The sequence below is a fragment of the Planococcus salinus genome (genome assembly GCF_003719725.1).
GTDB lineage: Bacteria > Bacillota > Bacilli > Bacillales_A > Planococcaceae > Planococcus > Planococcus salinus.
Map to the genome: position 1 here is coordinate 310,858 of NZ_RIAX01000004.1, position 20,987 is coordinate 331,844.

The 20,987-nt window shown below is 46.1% G+C and carries 21 protein-coding genes; 1 reads left to right on the forward strand and 20 read right to left on the reverse strand.

Features of this window, described 5'->3' with window-relative positions:
- Positions 1 to 244: 244 nt before the first annotated feature.
- From EEX84_RS08090 to rpsF, 16 genes are all read right to left on the reverse strand, one after another.
- On the reverse strand, positions 245 to 748 hold the full coding sequence (locus EEX84_RS08090; RefSeq protein ID WP_123165105.1) for a DinB family protein: 504 nt from the start codon (positions 746 to 748) through the stop codon (positions 245 to 247).
- A 135-nt stretch (positions 749 to 883) separates the two neighbouring features.
- Positions 884 to 2,080: a S1C family serine protease gene (locus EEX84_RS08095; protein ID WP_123165106.1), complete on the reverse strand. Its 1,197-nt coding sequence runs from the start codon at positions 2,078 to 2,080 to the stop codon at positions 884 to 886.
- Positions 2,081 to 2,230: 150 nt separating this feature from the next.
- The gene (locus EEX84_RS08100; protein ID WP_123165107.1) at positions 2,231 to 3,019 is read right to left on the reverse strand and encodes an MBL fold metallo-hydrolase; all 789 of its coding nucleotides are present in this window, start codon (positions 3,017 to 3,019) and stop codon (positions 2,231 to 2,233) included.
- 12 nt (positions 3,020 to 3,031) lie between these two features.
- On the reverse strand, positions 3,032 to 3,847 hold the full coding sequence (locus EEX84_RS08105) for a two-component system regulatory protein YycI (protein WP_123165108.1): 816 nt from the start codon (positions 3,845 to 3,847) through the stop codon (positions 3,032 to 3,034).
- Positions 3,834 to 5,159 carry a YycH family regulatory protein gene (locus EEX84_RS08110; RefSeq protein ID WP_123165109.1) on the reverse strand — a complete coding sequence of 442 codons (1,326 nt, stop codon included), beginning with the start codon at positions 5,157 to 5,159 and terminating at the stop codon, positions 3,834 to 3,836. Before EEX84_RS08110 ends, EEX84_RS08105 begins: the two co-directional genes overlap by 14 nt.
- Complete coding sequence (gene walK / locus EEX84_RS08115; protein ID WP_123165110.1) at positions 5,156 to 6,982, reverse strand: cell wall metabolism sensor histidine kinase WalK; 1,827 nt, start codon at positions 6,980 to 6,982, stop codon at positions 5,156 to 5,158. The genes EEX84_RS08110 and walK overlap by 4 nt, the downstream gene beginning before the upstream one ends.
- A gap of 5 nt (positions 6,983 to 6,987) precedes the next feature.
- A complete protein-coding gene (gene yycF, locus EEX84_RS08120) occupies positions 6,988 to 7,695 on the reverse strand; it encodes a response regulator YycF (protein WP_123165111.1) in 708 nt (235 codons plus the stop codon).
- Positions 7,696 to 7,897: 202 nt separating this feature from the next.
- Complete coding sequence (locus tag EEX84_RS08125) at positions 7,898 to 9,196, reverse strand: M23 family metallopeptidase (protein WP_123165112.1); 1,299 nt, start codon at positions 9,194 to 9,196, stop codon at positions 7,898 to 7,900.
- Between the two features lie 366 nt (positions 9,197 to 9,562).
- Positions 9,563 to 10,849: an adenylosuccinate synthase gene (locus EEX84_RS08130; protein WP_123165113.1), complete on the reverse strand. Its 1,287-nt coding sequence runs from the start codon at positions 10,847 to 10,849 to the stop codon at positions 9,563 to 9,565.
- A gap of 131 nt (positions 10,850 to 10,980) precedes the next feature.
- Entirely contained in the window at positions 10,981 to 12,336 is a 1,356-nt protein-coding gene (dnaB, locus tag EEX84_RS08135) for a replicative DNA helicase (protein ID WP_123165114.1), read from the reverse strand.
- A gap of 12 nt (positions 12,337 to 12,348) precedes the next feature.
- A complete protein-coding gene (gene rplI / locus EEX84_RS08140) occupies positions 12,349 to 12,798 on the reverse strand; it encodes a 50S ribosomal protein L9 (protein WP_123165115.1) in 450 nt (149 codons plus the stop codon).
- Positions 12,795 to 14,771, reverse strand: a complete 1,977-nt coding sequence (locus EEX84_RS08145; protein ID WP_123165116.1) for a DHH family phosphoesterase — start codon at positions 14,769 to 14,771, stop codon at positions 12,795 to 12,797. Before EEX84_RS08145 ends, rplI begins: the two co-directional genes overlap by 4 nt.
- Positions 14,772 to 14,785: 14 nt before the next feature.
- Positions 14,786 to 15,736, reverse strand: coding sequence for a YybS family protein (locus tag EEX84_RS08150; RefSeq protein ID WP_123165117.1), 951 nt, complete (start codon positions 15,734 to 15,736; stop codon positions 14,786 to 14,788).
- Positions 15,737 to 15,907: 171 nt separating this feature from the next.
- Positions 15,908 to 16,144, reverse strand: a complete 237-nt coding sequence (rpsR, locus tag EEX84_RS08155; protein WP_123165118.1) for a 30S ribosomal protein S18 — start codon at positions 16,142 to 16,144, stop codon at positions 15,908 to 15,910.
- A gap of 54 nt (positions 16,145 to 16,198) precedes the next feature.
- Positions 16,199 to 16,672, reverse strand: coding sequence for a single-stranded DNA-binding protein (gene ssb / locus EEX84_RS08160; protein WP_123165119.1), 474 nt, complete (start codon positions 16,670 to 16,672; stop codon positions 16,199 to 16,201).
- A 47-nt stretch (positions 16,673 to 16,719) separates the two neighbouring features.
- On the reverse strand, positions 16,720 to 17,007 hold the full coding sequence (rpsF, locus tag EEX84_RS08165) for a 30S ribosomal protein S6 (RefSeq protein WP_123165120.1): 288 nt from the start codon (positions 17,005 to 17,007) through the stop codon (positions 16,720 to 16,722).
- A 198-nt stretch (positions 17,008 to 17,205) separates the two neighbouring features.
- Here rpsF and EEX84_RS08170 point away from each other — a divergent pair, with 198 nt between their 5' ends.
- Positions 17,206 to 17,769 (forward strand): DUF3267 domain-containing protein, encoded by a 564-nt coding sequence (locus EEX84_RS08170; RefSeq protein WP_123165121.1) that lies wholly within the window; start codon positions 17,206 to 17,208, stop codon positions 17,767 to 17,769.
- 57 nt (positions 17,770 to 17,826) lie between these two features.
- Here EEX84_RS08170 and ychF read toward each other — a convergent pair whose 3' ends face one another.
- The 4 genes from ychF to EEX84_RS08190 form a co-directional block, all read right to left on the reverse strand.
- Positions 17,827 to 18,927 (reverse strand): redox-regulated ATPase YchF, encoded by a 1,101-nt coding sequence (gene ychF / locus EEX84_RS08175; protein ID WP_123165162.1) that lies wholly within the window; start codon positions 18,925 to 18,927, stop codon positions 17,827 to 17,829.
- An 86-nt stretch (positions 18,928 to 19,013) separates the two neighbouring features.
- Positions 19,014 to 19,214: a DUF951 domain-containing protein gene (locus EEX84_RS08180; RefSeq protein ID WP_123165122.1), complete on the reverse strand. Its 201-nt coding sequence runs from the start codon at positions 19,212 to 19,214 to the stop codon at positions 19,014 to 19,016.
- A 16-nt stretch (positions 19,215 to 19,230) separates the two neighbouring features.
- Positions 19,231 to 20,067: a mechanosensitive ion channel family protein gene (locus tag EEX84_RS08185; protein WP_240033946.1), complete on the reverse strand. Its 837-nt coding sequence runs from the start codon at positions 20,065 to 20,067 to the stop codon at positions 19,231 to 19,233.
- A 93-nt stretch (positions 20,068 to 20,160) separates the two neighbouring features.
- Entirely contained in the window at positions 20,161 to 20,874 is a 714-nt protein-coding gene (locus EEX84_RS08190) for a DUF554 domain-containing protein (protein WP_123165123.1), read from the reverse strand.
- Between the last annotated feature and the right edge of the window lie 113 nt (positions 20,875 to 20,987).

The following is a 20,987-nucleotide window of genomic DNA, read 5'->3' on the forward strand; positions in this document are numbered from 1 at the left end:
TTGCTCTTTATCCACAACTCATTTTAACAGAACAAATTCACTGCGGATAGCCGAGTTTCTTTACTTCTCCCCGCTGTGAATAAAATAAAACAATCTGAAAAGTTATCCACACAAAAAATAATGTGCGGAGAAGTAGAAAAGACTCATTTTTCACAAACGAGACACTGTTTTGCGGTGAATCCAATCGCCGCCTTTCCCAGATAAAAACCTGCACTTCAATAAAGTGCAGATTCACTTTTCCTATTCAAATTTCCGGTGGTTTCGTGCCCATGACCGACCAGTCTTCCTTCGACGGCCCGTATACACCTGGCACCTTCAGCCCTGCCTGTCGCATCAGCACCGTCATCTGGCCTCTGTGATGAATCTGATGCGCCACAAGCAAATACAGAATATCCTTCACTTTCCACACTCGGCCGTATAGATCGCGTTCTTCTGTTAACGTTCTGTCTGTCCACTGCTCGCGCATCGCTTCCACTATCGCCTGACTGGATTTCCGGTAACCTTCCGAAATGGCTGAAGCAGAGTCAGGCATCGGTGCATCTTTTTTCACGGCATTCAGTTCCAACCCAGCACTTCCCATCATCTCATCAAAAGTCGTGGTCAAATGCCAGGCGAGACGACCAAGTGTCCTGTGGTCTGAGGTCACTTGCTGACCCAGGGATTCATCCGTCAATGCGTCAAACACTTTCCGGGTCTTATCCGTTTCCGGCTGCCAAAGAGCAAAAAACTCATCCATTGTTGAAAACATACGATCCCTCCATTTTGATAGCTGCATCAGTTGAATCGAAGCTATTCCTTCCTTGATACAATTCGGGAAGTCCATCACTTCTCCTGCTCCAAAAGAAAAGACCTGAACATCTATCGTCCAGGCCTTTTCACATTTCTATAGCGTGGAATTGTCCACCAGTTCCAATTCAAACTCCATCAATTCTCCATTTCGATAGGCTTGAACGTTTAACGTATCACCGATTTCTTTTTCGTTGTACAGGTGCTGGCGCAATTCGATGATGTCGCTGACGGGCTGTCCGTCCATCTCGACAATGACATCGTAGCGTTCCATGCCGGCTTCTGCTGCTGCAGACCCTTCCACGACATCATTGACAACCACACCTTCCGTGACATCCTCCGGCAGATTCAACGTCTCCAGACGGGCATTTCGCGGTACTTGAGCCAAGTCCAGAAGCGTAATTCCCATGGCAGGCCGAATCATCTCTCCTTCCTCTTCAAGCGACTCAATGATCGGCAGCGCTGAATTGATCGGAATGGAAAAACCGATGCCTTCCACTGCAGACGTCGCAATTTTCATCGAGTTGATCCCTACTACCTGGCCTGCCAGGTTAACGAGTGCTCCACCGCTGTTTCCGGGGTTAATCGCCGCATCTGTCTGCATCACTTCCGCCTGCCAGTCTTCCTGTCCATCTCCGTTCAAATCCACCGGGATGGCACGGTCAGTTCCGGATACGACACCGGTTGTCACCGAACCGGAAAAATCGAGGCCGAGCGGGTTACCGATGGCAATAACAGTTTCGCCTTGTTTTAAAGCATCGGAATCACCGAATTCAGCGACAGTTTCAATCGTCGAACCATCCATCTCCAGTACCGCCAAGTCCGTCCAGATATCGCTGCCGACCAAAGTGGCTTCCACCTTCGATCCATCGTATAACGTCACTTCCAGTCCTTCGGCTCCTTCGATGACATGGTGATTGGTCACTACATACGCAGTCCCGCCTTCGTTCTTATAGATGACTCCCGAACCGGTTCCAACTGCCTGATTTTGTGATTGCGACCAAAAATCCGTGGAAGACTGCAGGTTTGAGACCCCGACGACTGCATCCGATGCGATTTCGACCGCTTCCGTAACATCAGTCGTGACATCAACGGAAACTGTCTCAGAAGAGCCGTTTGTCTGTTCTATGACGGTTTCCGACCCTGTATCGTTTTCGGGCAGCAGTCCCGGCATCGAATAAAACAGCAACCACACGAGGAGCGCCCCGACCGCCACTCCAGCCAGCCCTGAAAAAAATACACCCGTCCGGTTCGGCCGCTGCCTGCCGTTCGGGGTTTGATTGTAATATCCCATTAAGCCCATCCTTTCTTCTTCTTTCTTTTCTATATCCTAAGTTTAAGAATCCGAAACAAGCAATGCAAGCGGCAACTTCAAAAGGTTTTAGGCAATGAAAAAACCGGAAGCAATGAGCTTCCGGCAAGTTTCCCCACTAATCATGCACGACTATACGATAACCAGCTCGGTTGGTGTTTTGGCATCTGTATCGTATAAATCGACATATTCACCTACAATGATGCCTTTTGTTTTCAACGTCTGCTCGACGCTCATGCGGGCCAGTTCTTTCATGTTATTGTCTTTGCTCAAATGCGATAAATAAATGCGTGTCGGTTTTTCAGCCATTACTTCGCTCATGGCCACCGCCGCATCTTCGTTGGAGACATGGCCGACATCGCTCAATATACGCCGTTTGACCGACCAGGGATAGCGTCCCATCTGCAGCATGCCGATGTCATGATTGCTTTCAAACACATAAGCGTCAGAGGCTTGGATTACCCCTTTCATCCGGTCACTGACATATCCCGTATCCGTAATGAGTGACAGCTTTCTGCCGTTCTCATGGAAAACATAAAACATCGGATCAATCGCATCGTGCGACACCGCAAACGATTCGATATCCAATGAGCCAAAGCTTTTCACTGTGTCCATATCGAAATGGAAGCGCTGCTCTACTGGAATCGCCCCAACCAGTCCATCCATCGCATTCCACGTTTTTTCATTGGCATAGATCGGCACTTTGTGTTTACGTGCTACAATCCCCAGTCCCTTAATATGATCACTGTGCTCATGTGTCACCAGGATGCCGTCCAAATTGCTCATCTTTTTCCCGATGGAGGCAAAAAGCTCTTCCATTTTTCGTCCACTCAGTCCCGCATCCACTAAAAATGAATGGCGGTCAGTTTCTATATAAATCGCGTTTCCGGTAGAACCGCTTGCTAATACACTAAAACGCATCATGAAATCTCCTTACTGTTCTTCGTCGTTATCTTCTTCATCTTTTTCCAGTTCCAGGACCCCGTCCTTGAAAGCATTGACGAAGTAGTTTTCAGAACTGCCGTCTTCCAATGTGACTTTGACACGCCATGTCGGCAAAAACATTTGGGTTCCATCTGAAATCCGTACGTGTGCAGAGTATCCCAGCGTCACAAAATCGATTTCAGAATCTGACGGCAGCATGGTTCTCTGATACAGGGTCTGAAGCGCCTGCATTGGCGGAATCACATCTTTCAGCAGTTCTTGAGGGGTAATTTCCTCAAAAATGGTTTGCTCGTAATGAGTCACTTCCTCGTCCTCATTCCAGTGGAGCACCAATTTTCCACTATCACTATGATACAGTGTTTTATCGTTTATTTCCTGGAAAAAGATTGCTTCGTTCTTTTCTTCGTCGACATTCCACAAGACATATTCTTCGCCTTCATAGACATGTTCAGAGACAAACTCCTCCACCGGCTCTCCTTCTTCCACTTCATTTAAAGCGAGGGGGGAGTTGAGTGTCACGGTCAATTTTGTATCGTCGGTAATCCGCACCTGAATGCCTTCGGTGGCAATATCTTTTGTCTCGAACACTTTGGCCGTTCCCAGAACATATGGTTCCTGGTCGACTTCTTCCGGCAGCTCGGGATAGGCAATCGTGTCAGCCTTCAGTTTTTCCTCAATCGTGGCATCTCCCAGAATTCCGACTTTTTCCGATTCCGTGTAGCGCTCAACGTACAGCAAGTACAGGAATATATTCAGAATGGAAAAGACAATAATAAAAATAGTTTTGGTTTTACTCCAATCCAAGTTGACTGCCTCCTAACGTTTCACTCGTTAGCGGTTGCCACGTTCCACTTACTTTCACATACCACATCGGCTGAATCTGGATAAGCTGGTCTGCATCGTTCCGTGTCAGTTCATACGCCTGAATAATGTCTGTAACAGAAGACGGATCCAGATTTTCCAATCGGCTGATCCCCGACAATATCACTTCTCCGGATGCCAATTCAACTGTATTTGTCTCCACAGCTGATTCCAGTAAGTAATAAGGACGCCGGTAACTGAAAATCTGCTCCACGCCTGCATCAGCTCCCCATGTCAATTCCATTTTTGTTGCTGTAGTATCGCTGAATACCGGTTTATTGCTTACAAACAGCCGGTAGTCGATTTGCTGATTCAAGGCATTTACGCCAAAATACCGGTAATCGTTTGTCCAGCCTCCATGTTCGTTGACAAAGTTGACAGTGTCAAAAAGCAAGTCGGACGGAATGGCAGGGTCCGTAGTTTCCGCTCGCGGCTGGATATAAGTCAGCATTTTATCTTCATCATCCAGTCTCATGACGGCCGAATCATCTGTATACTCCTCATCCAGAATATCTCCTGTTGATTGAACATTGGCGGGGTCATCAAAAAGGCCATTTCGGAAGCTTCTCGAAGCGATTTCTTCCATCAAATAAGAATAAGCCACTTCTTCCGTGCCATTTTCCGGTACGTAAATGGGTAACACGCCGATGGCATCATCTGTTATATAACTTTCATAATCCAATGCCTGCACAATTAAATCCTGGAATTCCTCCAGCTCTTCTGCCGCTACAATTCCCTGATAAACGCCCCCTGAAGTGCTGTTGATGAAATAAGCCGTCAACGGGCTGCGCTCGTCGGTCCCGCGTTCAATGACCACACGGTCGAAAGAAGCTTCAGGGATGGTGTTTTCATCGATTTGCAAAATAACATCGAATACCGGAAAAGGGACTGTTCCCGGATAATACAAGACCGTCCGGTTGGGACCATGCATGTACGATGACAGAACAGTGGGAGAAGCGCCTTCTTCCACTTGCGTGATATCACGGATTTGCCACTCTCCCATTAACGTGACGAGTGCATCGATTTTCTCTTGTTCCGTAGTGCCGGTCACCACATCAAAAGAATGATACAGAACTTTGATGGGTTTTATCACTTCTTCTGCCGATTTGCTTTCGCCTATCGAAACCTCGACCGGTGTAGCCGATTCGAGTTCTTCAAAGGAAGGAGTGAAATTCCATATCGTAAAAGTCAGCGCAAGGCTGAGCAAGATAAGCAGGAATAAGATAATGGATTTTATTTGTTCAATGTATTTCATTCCCATTCACCTCCATCGTCCGCTTCAAAAGGCAGCGTGAAGAAAATGGTTGTTCCTTTTCCATACTTGCTTTCTGCCCAGATGACTCCGCCATGTGCCAGAATCATCTCTTTTGAAATCGCCAAACCTAAACCGGTTCCGCCCATGGCACGTGAACGTGCCCGGTCGACCCGGTAAAAGCGGTCGAAGATCTTTTCCACGTTTTCTTTCGGAATTCCCATCCCCTGGTCACTGATTTGCACCAAAAGAAAGCCTTCCTGGGCGTTTACTTTAAACCTTACTTTTCCGCCTTCAGGCGAATATTTCAAAGCGTTGGAAATAATATTATCAATGACTTGAGTCAACTTATCGGGGTCAATTTCCACAAAATAAGATTCTGAAGGAAGTTGCCGCTCGAAATGGACATCCTGGGATTTCGACATTTCAAAACGGTCAATAATCCGGTTAAAGAAAACATTGAACTCCACCATTTCCTTGTTCAGTTCTGTATCGCTGGAATCCATTTTCGATAACTTCAGTAAATCATTGACGAGACGGATCATCCGTTCCGTTTCTGTCTGCGTAACATTCAAAAAGTTCGGCGCGATTTCCGGATCCTGCCACGCCCCGTCCGCGAGCGCCTCCAGGTAGCTGCGCATGGTTGTCAATGGCGTTCGCAACTCATGAGAGACGTTTGCCACGAATTCGCGCCGCTCCGTGTCGATTTTTTCCTGTTCGGTATTGTCATGCAGTACCGCAATCAAGCCGTTGACAAATCCCGTCTCTTTCTGAATGACAGAGAAATTGGTCCGCAGCAGCGTTGTCTGATCATAATTGCTGAGATCCAGCGTGATGGCTTCTTTCATGTGAATTAAATCTTCAAATGTATAGTCATTGTCCAGTCCGAGCACTGCTGTAACAGGCCGGTTAATCACTGTTTCACGTGAAACATTCAACAATTGAAGAGCCGGATCGTTGATGAGGATAACCCGCCCTCTTCGATCAGTGGACAACACACCATCTGTCATATTAGACAACACCGAATCGAGCTTTCGGCGCTCGCTTTCAGTAGTCTGCTGGGATTCCTGCAATCGATTGGTCAAATGATTAAAGGACCTCGCCAATTGGCCGATTTCATCATCACTGTAGACGCGGACTTTTCTGGAGAAATTCCCTTTCGCCATTGCCTGTGCCTGTCTGCGCATATCAGCAATCGGTTTGGAGATGGTCTGGGCAACCAATACCCCCAGGATGGCTGTGATTGCCAAAGATAACGCCGTACCGCCTGCTAGAATGGAGTTGATGTCATCCATTTGGTTGTAGACATTTTCTACGTCTGATTCCACGTAAAGAGTGCCAAGAACATCTCCGCCGACTGCCATAATCGGCTGCGTAGCCACCCAGACACGGTCCCGTTGCTGAGGATCGACTTTTGTTTGATCCAACGGCGCTTCCCCAGCGATCGTCTGCCTTACCAGTTCTTCCGTCGAGCGCTGGCCAACCAATGACTGATTGTCGATCAACGACGATCCGAGAATCCGATAACGGGAATCGATTACACGGATTTCATTGATATCGTCAGACTGGAAACTGGATAACACAGAACGCAGGCTTTGCTGTAACGATAAATCTTCTTCCGTCCGGTCTCTTGTCATTTCTTCACGTACACTGAACTCCACAATTTGCATCCGGTCTTCCACGGAATTCTCGAAGTTCCGGATGAGCGTTTCTTCCAGCTGTTGGGCAAAATACAGGCCGATAATCTGCATGGCCAATAAAATCAATAATATATAAATCAAAACAAATTTCACATGAATCGATTTGAAAAATGTAACTTTACGCATTCAACCTACTCCTGTTCAGGGTTCCGCAGATAATACCCCACGCCGCGGCGCGTGACAATCCATGCCGGATGACTTGGGTTGTCTTCAATTTTTTCACGCAAACGTCGGATGGTCACATCGACTGTGCGCACATCCCCGAAATAATCGTATCCCCAAACAGTTTGAAGCAAATGTTCCCGTGTCATCACCTGGCCGATGTGCTTCCCAAGATAATGAAGCAACTCAAACTCCCGGTGAGTCAATTCAATGGTTTCATCCCGCTTCAACACCAGATAGGCATCAGGCTGAATCGTCAGCGAACCCACCTGTATATCGTTTGAACTGGTTCCTTCTTCTTCTGCAGGGGCGACATTCTGACGACGCAGATTCGCTTTTACACGGGCAATCAATTCACGTGTCGAAAAAGGCTTCGTCACATAATCATCCGCCCCGAGCTCGAGCCCCAGCACTTTATCAATTTCGGAGTCTTTCGCCGTTAGCATGATGATTGGAAAATCGAATTTTTTCCGCACTTCCCGACACACTTCCATGCCGTCACGGTTGGGCAGCATGATGTCCAAAAGCATCAAATCAGGCTGGATTTCTCCCGCAATTTTAATCGCTTCATCTCCATCGTATGCACATACCACATTAAAGCCCTCTTTTTTCAAGTTAAACTGCAAAATATCCGCAATCGGCTTTTCGTCATCTACAACCAGAATTGTTTTACTCATTATTTTTTCGCTCCTTCATTTTCCAGCTTACTCACCCATCACACAGCCGTTTCGCATTTTTTTCTTCCTTTACTTTATCACTGTTTGTATGGTTTCGCATCTCTTACTCTTTTGCGGCTGTTCCAGGGAAACAAAGCTGGCTGACTTTCCGAACTATCGAAAAAGACCGGTCAGAATCACTGACCGGTCGTTACTCACTGTTTTATTTTATATAATTCAACGGATTTTTTGTCTGGCCATTCAATGATATTTCGAAATGCAGGTGAAGCCCTGTAGAGCGTCCTGTGTTGCCCATGTTGCCCAACTTGGTTCCTTTGGGAACGACATCCCCTTTTTTCACATCGATGGACGACAAATGCGCATAAATCGTCTCGTAGCCGTTCCGGTGATCCACAATCACCCGGTTGCCAAATGTGCCGGCTGCTCCAGCTGCTTTTACGACACCGTGATCGGCTGACAGAATATCCAGGCTGTCCGGCTGTGCAATGTCGATGCCGTTATGCAATCTTCCCCAACGTTGGCCTCTTTCGCTTGAAACGTATCCGCCATCTGCCGGCCAGGCGAATTTCCCCGTTCCTTTTGAAGGCGGTTCTCCAGTTCCGTTCAAAACAATCTTATTCACAGGTTCGGCACTGACCACTTCGTCTGATACTACACGTCCAACGCGCTCTCCACTTTCTTCGCGTATTTCATACGTCAGTTTTTTTGTGCCGTCTTTGCCGTCTTCGGCTATTTCTGTTTGGCCGACATACAGCTTGTCATCGTCTTTTTGTTCCGTCTTATATGCAATGCGTTCTTCCACTGCTTCTTCTTTTTTCACTTGCACCGTAACACTGAAATCTTCCACAAGTGTTTTCACTGCTTGTTCCACATCCATAATTTTCTCAGGATGAATTTCTGTTGTGTAGCCGTTGACTTTTTGAGCAATGGAAACATCCAGAATTCGGGTTTTACCAGCTTCCAGCTTGGGTAAAGACTCTTTGGAATGCTTTCTTTCTTCCAGTTCATCCAGATCTTCTTCTGTTACATGCTGCAATTTCAGTTGGCGGACCGTTTCGTCATATGCTTCCAGGTCTTCCAGATAAACAGCTTCATCGCCGTCAACTGCCAAAGCGAAGGATGTCGCTTCTACCGCCAATTCTTCATTTAATTGGTCCAGCACTTCTTCTTCCGCTTGCACCGAAGGATCGAAAACTTGTTCAGGCAAAATTTCCAGGGCATCGCTTGCCTGTAAGCTCAGTCCTTCAAACTCCTCACTCATTGCCGTCACTTTTTCTTCGACCAGGCGCTCGACTGGTTCAACTTCTTCTACAGCGCCGACATAATCGTCGTCATTATATATATGGTAAATGGTTTCGAGGCCATCTTCGTCTGTATTCTGGGCGGAAATTGTATTAGCTGCAAAACTTGTCAGCAACAAAGCCACCACTGCTGATATTTTCAATAAATACGAGCTGCCAAATTGCATACTCTGAATCCGTGTCTTTTTCATGCGCGTCATTTAAACTCCTTCCATGTCTTCCTGATCGTCTTTTTCTATAAACCTCCCCCACTTTATCATAAATCTTATTTTGAAATAGCGCTTTCTGCTCAATTGTAAACAAACTGTAGTAATCCTTCCGTTATCTTCTAGATATTGTTTAAGCTTTCCTTATTTTTAATATAAAATATCAATAAAATTACAGTTTTATAAGAAAAAAATGAGAAAACTTTCTGATTTCTCGGTCTTTTAGAGGGCTTTTTAATAATCTCGCCAATGAAACAGTCAAACCTTTTCTTTCAAACACTTTTTTAACATAATAAAAAGCTGCCCAACGAGTCAACTTGCAAACTCACTGGGCAGCTTTTTAATGATGGTTATTCTCTTTTATCTCCATACACTCGTGACGATATTCGTTTGGTTGCGGTCCGGACCTACAGAGAAAATGGAAATCTGAACACCGGTCAATTGAGCGATGCGCTCTAAATAATGACGGGCATTTTCCGGCAGTTCATCCAATGACTTGCATCCTGTTACATCTTCCGACCAGCCCGGCAATTCTTCATAGACCGGTTCGCAATCCGCCAGCATGCGCAAATTAGCCGGATATTCAGTGATCAACTCGCCCTGGTAACGGTAAGCCGTACAGATTTTCACGGTATCAAGTCCCGTCAGGACATCGATGGAGTTGACCGTCAAATCCGTCAGCCCGCTGACACGTCTCGCATGACGAACTACGACGCTGTCAAACCAGCCGATACGGCGCGGACGGCCTGTCGTGGTACCGAATTCTTTACCGACTGTGCGGATTTGATCTCCCACTTCGTCGAACAATTCGGTTGGGAACGGACCATCACCGACCCGTGATGTATAGGCCTTGCAGACACCAATAACATGGTTGATCGTCGTAGGTCCCACGCCTGCACCAATTGTCACTCCGCCAGCCACAGGGTTGGAAGATGTTACAAAAGGATATGTTCCCTGGTCAATGTCGAGCATAACACCCTGAGCGCCTTCAAACAGCACACGACGTCCGCCATCCACGGCATCATTCAGCACTTTTGAAGTATCCGTTACATATTTCGCGATTTCCTGCCCATATGTATAATACTCTTCCATAATTTCTTCTACTGTAAAACCTTCCGTTTCGTAAAATTTCTCGAACAAACGGTTTTTTTCGTTTAAATTCATGCGCAGCTTTTCTTCAAAGACGACGTGATCCAACAAATCCGCCATCCGGATTCCGACACGTGCCGCCTTATCCATGTAGGCAGGTCCGATGCCTTTTCCTGTTGTGCCGATTTTGTTCGCACCGCGGCGTGCTTCTTCCACTTCGTCCTGCTTGATATGGTACGGCAAAATAACATGAGCACGGTTGGAAATGCGCAGGTTTTCCGTTGTCACACCCCGGTCGTGAAGGCCTTTCAACTCATTCACCAGCGCTTTCGGGTCTACTACCATGCCGTTGCCGATTACTGAAATCTTATCTTTATAAAAAATCCCCGAAGGAATCAAGTGCAATTTATATGTTTCACCGCCAAAAATGATTGTATGGCCGGCATTGTTTCCGCCCTGGTAACGCGCAATCACTTCTGCGTGCTCCGATAGAAAATCCGTAATTTTCCCTTTTCCTTCGTCTCCCCATTGCGTTCCTACTACTACGACTGATGTCATCGTCCGCACCTCCGTTAGGCTTCCGCCCTGTCTCAAACAGTGTTAATTGTACCAATGAAAGCTTGCTAAGTCAATATGAAACAAAAGAAAACACGAACATATAAATGTGTTTTCACATTCAATGTTCGTGTTTAAAAAGCTCCTTGAGCTTCGTGCTGGCTCCAGTCGATCGTCACAAATTTGTTGTACTCTTTCACAAAAGCTAATTTTACCGTTCCTGTTGGGCCATTCCGTTGTTTTGCCACAATGATTTCAATCATGTTCTGGTCTTCGGTTTCTTTGTCGTAATAGTCTTCACGGTACAGGAAGGAAACGATGTCAGCATCCTGCTCGATACTTCCTGATTCACGCAAATCCGACATCATCGGGCGCTTGTCCTGTCGTTGTTCGACTCCACGGGACAACTGAGAAAGGGCAATGACCGGCACTTCCAATTCACGCGCCAGGGCTTTCAATGAACGGGAAATGTCGGATACTTCCTGCTGGCGGTTTTCGCCTGACCGGCCGGGGCCTTGGATCAACTGCAAGTAGTCAATCATAATCATGCCCAGCCCATACTCTTGCTTCAACCGCCGGCATTTGGCCCGGATATCATTTACACGGATACCCGGTGTATCATCGATAAAGATGCCGGCATTTGACAAACTGCCCATTGCCATCGTCAATTTCCGCCAGTCTTCGTTTTGAAGAGCCCCGGTTCTGAGAACTTGTGCATCGATATTTCCTTCCGCACAGAGCATCCGCATGACCAGCTGCTCTGCTCCCATTTCCAAACTGAAAATCGCCACGTTTTCATCTGTTTTCGTGGCCACGTTCTGTGCCACGTTCAATGCAAAAGCTGTCTTACCGACAGAAGGACGCGCAGCGACGATAATCAGGTCATTACGCTGAAATCCTGCAGTGATATGATCCAAATCGCGGAAACCAGTGGGAATCCCTGTTACATCCCCTTTGCGGGTATGCAACAACTCGATATTGTCATATGTCTTTACCAAAACATCTTTGATATGGGTAAAGTCACCGGCATTTTTTCGGCTGGATACCTCCATCATTTTCTTTTCGGCTTCGGACAGCAAAGCTTCCACTTCGTCTTCCCGTGTAAAACCGTCTTCTACAATGGAAGTCGCTACACGGATCAGTCTGCGCAGCAAGGCTTTTTCTTCGACAATATGGGCGTAATGCGCAACGTTGGCAGCTGTCGGCACTGAATTGGCGATTTCCGTCAAATAGGACAGGCCGCCAACGTCTTCCAGTTCTTTTTTCACCGATAATTCTTCGGTGACCGTCACCACATCAATTGCTTTTCCTTGATCTGACAGCGTCAGCATGGTCTGAAAAATCTTTTGATGGGCAATTCGGTAGAAATCTTCCGGCATGACAATTTCAGCTACCGTAATCAATGATTGCGGCTCTAAAAAGATAGCCCCGATAACCGATTGCTCGGCTTCATGGTTATGCGGGGGGACACGATCCATTGAATCATTCATGGTCTCGTCTCCTTACGCTTCTTCTGTTACATGAACTTTAAGTGTCGCCGTGACGTCCTGATGCAGTTTTACCGGGATATTGGTATATCCAAGTGCCCGGATGGCATCATCCAGTTCCATTTTACGTTTATCCAATTTGATGCCATGTGATTTTTCCAGCTCTTTTGCCACTTGTTTTGTCGTAATCGATCCGAACAATCGGCCGCCTTCACCGGATTTTGCTGTCAACTCGATTGTCAGGCTCTCAAGTTTTTCTTTCAGCTGTTTTGCTTCTTCCAGTTCCTGTGCAGCTTCTTTTTGTTCTTTCTTCTTTTGGCCATCCAGCTGGCTGATGGTTGCCTGATTTGCTTCAATCGCTAAATTATTTTTCAATAAAAAGTTATGAGCATAGCCATCTGCTACGTTCTTAATCTCGCCTTTTTTGCCTTTTCCTTTTACGTCTTTCAAAAAAATCACTTTCATTCGGTTTTTCCTCCTTCATATTGTTCCAACACAGTTGTTTTCAGTTGTTCAACCGCTTCGTCTATCGTTGCATCAGGCAGTTGAGTGGCAGCGTTCGTTAAGTGGCCTCCACCGCCGAGATTTTCCATGATGATTTGAACGTTCACTTCCCCCAATGAGCGGGCACTGATTCCTACACCGCCTTCATTGCGTTCCGCTACAACAAATGAGGCGCTGACATCTTTCATCGTCAGCAGAATATCAGCTGTTTGAGCGATCAGGACAGGACTGTAAAATTTTCCGGGCTCAGCGCGGGCAACAGCAATGCCATCAGCCACAAATTCCACCGTCTCGACGATTTTGGCGCGTTCAACATAGGTCTCCAGATCTTCCTTCAGCAAACGCTGCACCAATACCGTATCGGCTCCATTCGCACGCAGATAGGAGGCCGCTTCAAACGTCCGGGCCCCGGTTCTGAGCGTAAAACTTTTTGTATCGACAATAATGCCCGCCAGCATGGCTGTCGCTTCAAGCATCGACAATTTCTTATGCTTCGGCTGGTATTCGATCAATTCCGTCACCAGTTCCGCAGTGGATGATGCATATGGTTCCATATAGACCAGCATCGTATTGGTGATGAATTCTTCGCCTCTCCGGTGGTGATCGATCAGGACTACCCGCTCCATCTTCTGCAGTACTCTTTCATCGATGACCATGGATGGCTTGTGGGTATCCACCACTACCAATAAGGAGTTGTCCGTCATATCAGCCAACGCTTCTTCCGGTGTGATAAATTGCTCGAACAATTCCGGATCTTCTTCAATTTCCTCCATTAAACGCATGACACTGCGGTCGTATTCATTGAAATCAAGGACAATGCGTCCTTTGACTTTGTTCATGGCCGCCATTTTGGCTACGCCAACCGCGGCACCAATGGAGTCCATATCAGGCATTTTATGGCCCATGATAAAGACCTGGTCGCTTTCCTGGATCAGATCGCGCAAAGCATGGGAAATGACGCGCGCTCTTACGCGTGTCCGCTTCTCAACAGGATTGGTCTTGCCCCCGTAGAACTTCACTTTTCCACTCGGATGCTTGATTGCCACTTGGTCTCCGCCGCGGCCAAGCACCAGGTCAAGGCCCGATTGAGCCATGCTGCCCAATTCCACAAGAGATGCTGATCCTGCTCCGACACCGATACTCAAAGTCAGCGCCAAGTTGTCTTTGGACGTGACTTCACGGATATCATCCAGAATGGCAAATTTTGATTGTTCCAGTTCTCTTAAAATCGATTCATTAAAAACCGCCATGAAACGGTCTGAACCAATCCTTTTGACAAAAATTCCATGGTTAGCGCCCCATTCGTTAATCAACGAAGTCACCAGACTGTTTAAATTACTGCGTGTCTGATCATCCATCCCCTGGGACAGTTCATCGTAATTATCGATAAATAAAATACCGAGAACGGTTCTGTCTGCCTGATATAAGGCCTCGATTTCCACTTGTTCAGTAATGTCGAACAAATAAAACAAGCGATCGTCCGCTTTATAATAGACATGATATTTCCGATTTCCCAATTCGATCGTCCCGTCCGTTGCTTCACCAGTTTTCACCAGCGTTTGGAACTCTTCTGATAAGGTGAAGACAGATTCGCCGACCAGGGTATCATGTTCCAAAGTTGAAACCATGAAAGGATTCGCCCATTCAATATTATATGCTTCATTGACGAGCAAAATCCCGATCGGCATTTCAAGAAGTGCTTCTTCGCCAACTTTTTTCATCCGGTAGGACAGTGTTTCAATATGCTTCTCCGTTGCTTCATATATCCGGTTTTCTGTAATCCATGTAACGGCAAATACAGTACCGAAAAACAACAGGAAGACTCCTGCTACCCATTCCGACCAGAAGGACAACAGCAGCGTTGCCACCAGGCCGAGCAGCAATAATAGTATAAGAGGAAATCGTAGTTTCCTTTTTCTAAAAAAAGCCGACATGTAATTTCAGCTCCTCATTTTCCTTTGAACTCATGAGCCCGTTTGATCCATCCCCGGATGTCAAAACCGAGATCTATAATTCCGACTATGCTTGTAAAGGATTGCAGCGGCACTGACAGAATGGTCACCAGTACAGTCACCCACACAGGCCAGCCTTCCTGCTTGATGTAAAAATGATAAAAAGACACACCCTGCAGAAACAACAGGACCTGGAGCAATACATAAGCGTTCATAAATGCCAGGTACATCATTGTACCAGGCTGCAAATCAGATAACATCGAAACAAGCAAGACGATTAAATAATACCATAATATACTTTTTGGCAATTTCATATCCCGAAAAGGCGGAAACTTCGGAACTTCAATGCCTAAGCGTTTCAGGATCGGCAAAAAAATCAGCAACAGCAACCATGCCAAAAAGAAAGTTACTAAAATCAGCAAAGAAGGCAATAAGGTCTCAAAAGAAAAAATCATCTGATTGACCGCTTCTTCGAATTCTTCCGTCGAAGTCCCCATCTGTTCCATCAGGGCAATGGCTTGGGAGGTAGACTGTCTTGTCATGGTCGAAAATTCATCGAGTAAATTGATGCCCAAAAAGGCGATGGTCGCTACATATTGAATCATCAAAGACAGCAGCAATACAATGCTTGTTCCCATGAACATAAATAACTTGCTTTTTTTATAGTAAATGGAAAGACCAATCATCAATCCGATCGGCAGATGAATCAAAGCAAGCGGTATTGCTATTAAGCCACCGACGAGCAAAGACAGAACCAAACAGACGGCTGCCACAAGCGCTGTTGCTTTCCACTGGTATTTGGCACCGTACCAGGCAATCGGCAAACCCAGCAGCAAAGTGGTCACCACACTTAACACAGGGACGTATACTGAAACTGCCAATAGTACTGTAAACATTGCCGCCATCAAAGCACCATTGGTCAGTTGTCTCGTTTGTTGATTTTGCATTCGAGTTCGTTTCCCCTTCTTTCGGGTTTATTTCATCCTTGTAATTGTAACATGATTGGAGACGGTGAACAAAAAGTGGTGGTTCGTTCTCTGACCGTGGTCCAAGATCAAATTTCCATAAATTGAGAAAAATAAAAAAGACCGGTTTCCCGGCCTTCCTGTGAATCGTTATTATCTTTCTTCCGCAACAAACGGTAGAAGTGCCATGATACGAGCGCGTTTAATAGCGATTGTCAAACGACGTTGCCATTTTGCACTAGTGCCAGTAACACGACGTGGCAAGATTTTTCCTCGCTCAGAAATGAATTTCTTCAGCAAGTCCGTATCTTTGTAGTCGATGTGCGTGATGTTGTTGGAAGTAAAGTAACAAACCTTTTTCCGCTTTTTTCCTCCGCGACGTGGTGCCATAACGAATTACCTCCCTTACGTAGTAGTTGTCTTATCCGTGAAACGCAATCATTCTTAGAATGGCAGATCGTCATCCGATACTTCGATCGGTCCGCTGCCGCTTGAAAATGGGTCTTCGTCTACACGGGTATGGTTTTGTTGATTGGGCGATTGATTCTGCTGATAAGACGGCTGTTGACCGGACGAACGATCTGTGTTGGTATTGGCGTTTCTTGGTTCAAGGAATTGAACGCTGTCGGCCACTACTTCAGTCGTATAAACCCGTTTGCCATCTTGTCCCTCGTAGCTTCCTGTTTGAATACGGCCTTCTACTCCAGCCAAACTTCCTTTTTTCAGGAAATTCGCCGTGTTTTCAGCCTGTTTGCGCCAAACCGTACAATTGATAAAATCCGCTTCCCGTTCACCTTGTGCGTTGGAGAATGTCCGGTTTACAGCCAGTGTAAACCGAGCCACCGCTACCCCACTTGGTGTATAGCGAAGGTCTGGATCTTTTGTCAGCCTTCCGACTAAAACAACTCGGTTAATCATCAGTCAACCTCCCTTAAATCGATTATTAGTACCGGTTCATATACTGTTTACGCTTCTTTGCGTACAGCGATATGACGAATGATATCTTCGTTAATGTTCGCAAGACGTGTGTATTCGTTGATAGCTTCAGAACCAGCGTTTACTTTTACGATTTGGTAGAAACCTTCACGTAAATCGTTGATTTCGTAAGCTAAACGGCGTTTACCCCACTCTTTCGACTCGATGATTTCAGCACCGTTAGAAGTAAGAACTTCGTTGAAACGCTCAACTAGCGCTTTTTTCGCTTCTTCTTCAATTGCAGGCTGAATAATATACATTAATTCGTATTCTCTCATCGTGTTGTCACCTCCTCATGGACTTGGGCCCTGCTGATTCCAGCGGGCAAGGAGCAAGCAATTCATAAATATTACTCACATCACAGTATTGTAGCATAAACTATTGTACTCTGCAACTATCATTTTTCCTTGTGACTCCGTTATAATTTAATAAAGATATTGTTGATATTCTGCAAAACAACTGAAAGAAGTGAGTGCATGAAAGCGGATCGCATCATCGAACTTAATATGGAAGAACTTGTACTGAAAATGCTGTGGGTCAATGTGCTGCTGCTTGTGCTGTTTGCTGCTGCTTTTCATGTTTTTGCACAGCCTTTTTCTTTTCGCCCTTCATGGGGCGGCATTTTGTATTTCCTTGCAGGCTATGTGGTGCTCATCGTGCTTCATGAATTGTTTCATTTGATCGGCTTTGTCGTTTTTGGGAAAGTGACCGTCTCTTCCCTTCAATACGGTATCAATTTGAAGATGGGCATTGCCTATGCGACGACCCGTACACCGGTTCAAAACAAAGCGATGAAAAAAGCGTTGCTGCTGCCTTTTTGGACTACTGCTGTGTTGCCGACCATTGTAGGATTTTGGCTGGACAGCCAGGTGCTTGTGCTGCTTGGTGCTATGCTCACTGCCGGTGCCATGGGGGATTTTGTGATGTACCGCGGACTTTTGAAAGAACGAAACAGCGCCTGGATTGTCGATGACCCCGAAAAGCCTAAACTGCATATTTACGATTTGTATCCTGAACCGCAAAAAAGCACCGAAACTTAATCGGTGCTTTTTTCATATGTCAATTTTACTTTGATATTTCAAAGTGTTTGTTTATTTTTATACGTTAAACCGGAACAGCATAACATCGCCATCTTTAACGAGGTATTCTTTTCCTTCCTGACGCACTTTTCCGGCTTCTTTGGCAGCGGCCATTGATCCTGCTTCCACCAGATCTTCGTAAGCCACTGTCTCGGCACGGATAAACCCACGTTCGAAGTCTGAGTGGATGATGCCGGCACATTGCGGGGCTTTCATGCCTTTTTTGAAAGTCCAGGCACGGACTTCCTGTACACCGGCAGTGAAATACGTTGCCAGGCCAAGCAAACTGTAAGAAGCTTTAATCAGTTGATCCAATCCTGATTCCTCTATGCCCAGTTCTTCAAGGAACATTTCTTTTTCCTCGTCTTCCAGTTCCGCCATTTCTTCTTCAATCTTCGCACATACGACGATAACGTCCGAATTATCTTCAGTGGCATACTTGCGCACTTCCTGAACGTACGGATTGTTGTCGGCATCTGCAATTTCATCTTCTGCGACATTCGCCACGTAAAGCATCGGTTTCAATGTCAACAAATTCAATCCTTTTGCAATGCGCAACTCATCGTCTGTAAAGTCGATGGAACGCGCCAATTTGCCCGCTTCAAAAGCTTCACGCAATTTTTCCAGCACCGGCTGTTCCGCCATGGCTTCTTTGTCTTTTTGTTTGACCAATTTGGCAGCACGGGTAATACGTCTTTCAATGCTTTCCATGTCAGCCAGGATCAATTCAAGGTTAATGACTTCAATATCTGAAATCGGATCGACGTTACCGGAGACATGCGTAACATTGTCGTCAGCAAAACAACGGACAACCTGGCAGATGGCATCCACTTCACGGATATGGGAAAGGAATTTATTTCCCAGCCCTTCCCCTTTGCTGGCCCCTTTGACGATGCCGGCAATATCGGTGAATTCGAAGGCTGTTGGAATGGTTTTTTTCGGCTCCACCAATTCCGTCAGTTTGTTCAAGCGCTCATCCGGAACTTCTACAATTCCGACGTTCGGATCTATTGTACAGAACGGATAGTTTGCCGCTTCCGCACCTGCTTTTGTAATAGCGTTAAATAATGTGGATTTCCCCACGTTTGGTAATCCTACAATCCCTGCAGTTAATGCCATAGGATTCACGACCTTTCTTCTTATGAAAACGAATTTTTTTACACAACCACTCTATTATAGAAATGAAACACCTAAATGTCCATTGTTCATTCCTTTTCAGCTTTCACCAGGACCTTCTTCATTTTTTTATTGAATTCCACACGCGGGAGCATGACACTGTGTCCGCATCCTTCGCATTTAATCCGAATGTCCGCTCCCATGCGTATAATCTTCCAGGCATTGGCGCCGCATGGATGCCCTTTTTTCATTTCGACAATATCGTTCAATCCAAATTCTTTCATTTCCATCGGCTTAGCTCCTTCTCTACTTTTTGGCAATGGCAGGTGACTCGCTGTCCCCTGGTGAACGTTGGACCATGACCATCCGAGGGTATGGAATTTCCACACCACGCTGATCAAGAAATTCTTTCAAATCCCTTCTCATGGCGCGTGCTACCGCAAAGTGCTGCATCGGCAGGGTCTCTGCTGTAATCCGCATAACCACTTCAGTCGTGGTCAGGTTCTGGACACCCAGCAACTCTGCGGGCTTGATGATTTGTTCATATTTGTCCTGTAATGTGCCGAGAAATTCCTGAATCAGGCTTTCCACTTTGGCAATATCCGAGTCATGTGAAATATTCACATCCACCACGGCAATCGAGTTATGAATGGAGAAGTTGACCACCTCGGTTACATTGCCGTTCGGGAAGATAAATACCTCTCCTGTCCATGCCAGTACTTTCGTGGTTCGAAGTCCGATTTCTTCAACCGTCCCTTCCGCCTGGCCAATCCGGACATAATCCCCTACAGAAAACTGATCTTCAAAAATGATGAAAAACCCGGTAATCACATCACGCACCAGGTTCTGAGCACCGAAACCGACTGCTAAACCAAGCACACCGGCACCGGCGATCAACCCTCGGATGTCAATGTCAAAAGCTGCGAGAATCGTAATGATCGCGATGAAATACACCACGTATGCCACTACGTTCTCCAGCAGTTTCGACAGCGTCTGATGCCTGCGCCCATTGTATTTCAGAGGGCCTTTGATCTGGACGGAAAATGTCCTCCGAATCAACGCTTTTGCAACGCGCACGACGATTCCTGCAATAACAGCAATCAACACTACTTCCAACAATACCTTTCCAATTTCAATCCACATTGCTTCATCAAGAATCGCATTTTTTGTATCCTCTACTGCGTCTAAATTCACCATTGTTTCTAAACCCACTATCTCACCTTCCTATCAATACCCTTACATTAAATTGAATTGGTAAAGCACCGTAACGATAAACGCAACAACCACTATGCCCGGCAACAAATTCGCCACTCTGATTTTTGTAAGTCCAATCAAATTCAATCCGATGGCCACAATCATCAGTCCGCCGGTTGCCGTCATTTCCTGAATGAACATATCCAAAGCCGCTTCCGGAATAAGCAAACTGATCTGCGTTGCAAACAACGCGATCAACCCCTGGTAGACAAATACAGGGACCGCTGAAAGCAGCACCCCGATTCCAAGAGTAGAAGCCAAAATAATGGAAGTAAACCCATCTATAATTCCTTTGGACATCAGAACGCCATGTTCATTGCTCAAACCGCTTTCCAAAGCGCCGATAAAGCCTAAAGCGCCAATTACGAAAATCAGCGTAGCCGTCACAAACCCTTGTGCAATGCTCCCCTTGCTTTCCTTAACTCCTAACTTCAATTCAACCCAATGGCCAAAATAATTGAGTTTCCCATCAAGGTTCGTCCATTCGCCAATCACTGTCCCCAACACCAGACTGATGATAACAATAACAAAGTTGCCGCTTTCAAAACCCATTTGAAGGCCCAGAGCCACTACGGCAATACCAATGACATACATCACGGTTTCTTTCATTTCCTCGGGGATATTACGCAATGCTCGCCCGATGATCGTTCCCACTACAATTAAAATCGCATTCACCAATGTTCCAAAGAGAACCATCGTTTCTCTCCTTCCTTACTCCCCCACAACAACCATCTTGCACTTGTGCCCGAAGTACATAGGCAACGGCTCAAGTAACCGCTGCGACCGGGTGCCGCACCGTCAGGTTACCT

Bases quoted from the DNA above. Each gene is read 5' to 3' on its own strand.
- rpsR (WP_123165118.1), bottom strand. From the start codon at position 16,144: ATGGCACCACGTCGCGGAGGAAAAAAGCGGAAAAAGGTTTGTTACTTT.
- EEX84_RS08110 (WP_123165109.1), bottom strand. From the start codon at position 5,159: ATGAAATACATTGAACAAATAAAATCCATTATCTTATTCCTGCTTATC.
- rplI (WP_123165115.1), bottom strand. From the start codon at position 12,798: ATGAAAGTGATTTTTTTGAAAGACGTAAAAGGAAAAGGCAAAAAAGGC.
- EEX84_RS08145 (WP_123165116.1), bottom strand. From the start codon at position 14,771: ATGTCGGCTTTTTTTAGAAAAAGGAAACTACGATTTCCTCTTATACTA.
- EEX84_RS08190 (WP_123165123.1), bottom strand. From the start codon at position 20,874: ATGGTTCTCTTTGGAACATTGGTGAATGCGATTTTAATTGTAGTGGGA.
- EEX84_RS08170 (WP_123165121.1), top strand. From the start codon at position 17,206: ATGAAAGCGGATCGCATCATCGAACTTAATATGGAAGAACTTGTACTG.
- walK (WP_123165110.1), bottom strand. From the start codon at position 6,982: ATGCGTAAAGTTACATTTTTCAAATCGATTCATGTGAAATTTGTTTTG.
- EEX84_RS08130 (WP_123165113.1), bottom strand. From the start codon at position 10,849: ATGACATCAGTCGTAGTAGTAGGAACGCAATGGGGAGACGAAGGAAAA.
- EEX84_RS08100 (WP_123165107.1), bottom strand. From the start codon at position 3,019: ATGCGTTTTAGTGTATTAGCAAGCGGTTCTACCGGAAACGCGATTTAT.
- EEX84_RS08180 (WP_123165122.1), bottom strand. From the start codon at position 19,214: ATGGAAATGAAAGAATTTGGATTGAACGATATTGTCGAAATGAAAAAA.
- ssb (WP_123165119.1), bottom strand. From the start codon at position 16,672: ATGATTAACCGAGTTGTTTTAGTCGGAAGGCTGACAAAAGATCCAGAC.
- rpsF (WP_123165120.1), bottom strand. From the start codon at position 17,007: ATGAGAGAATACGAATTAATGTATATTATTCAGCCTGCAATTGAAGAA.
- EEX84_RS08150 (WP_123165117.1), bottom strand. From the start codon at position 15,736: ATGCAAAATCAACAAACGAGACAACTGACCAATGGTGCTTTGATGGCG.
- dnaB (WP_123165114.1), bottom strand. From the start codon at position 12,336: ATGAATGATTCAATGGATCGTGTCCCCCCGCATAACCATGAAGCCGAG.
- EEX84_RS08095 (WP_123165106.1), bottom strand. From the start codon at position 2,080: ATGGGATATTACAATCAAACCCCGAACGGCAGGCAGCGGCCGAACCGG.
- yycF (WP_123165111.1), bottom strand. From the start codon at position 7,695: ATGAGTAAAACAATTCTGGTTGTAGATGACGAAAAGCCGATTGCGGAT.
- EEX84_RS08125 (WP_123165112.1), bottom strand. From the start codon at position 9,196: ATGACGCGCATGAAAAAGACACGGATTCAGAGTATGCAATTTGGCAGC.
- ychF (WP_123165162.1), bottom strand. From the start codon at position 18,927: ATGGCATTAACTGCAGGGATTGTAGGATTACCAAACGTGGGGAAATCC.
- EEX84_RS08090 (WP_123165105.1), bottom strand. From the start codon at position 748: ATGTTTTCAACAATGGATGAGTTTTTTGCTCTTTGGCAGCCGGAAACG.
- EEX84_RS08185 (WP_240033946.1), bottom strand. From the start codon at position 20,067: ATGTGGATTGAAATTGGAAAGGTATTGTTGGAAGTAGTGTTGATTGCT.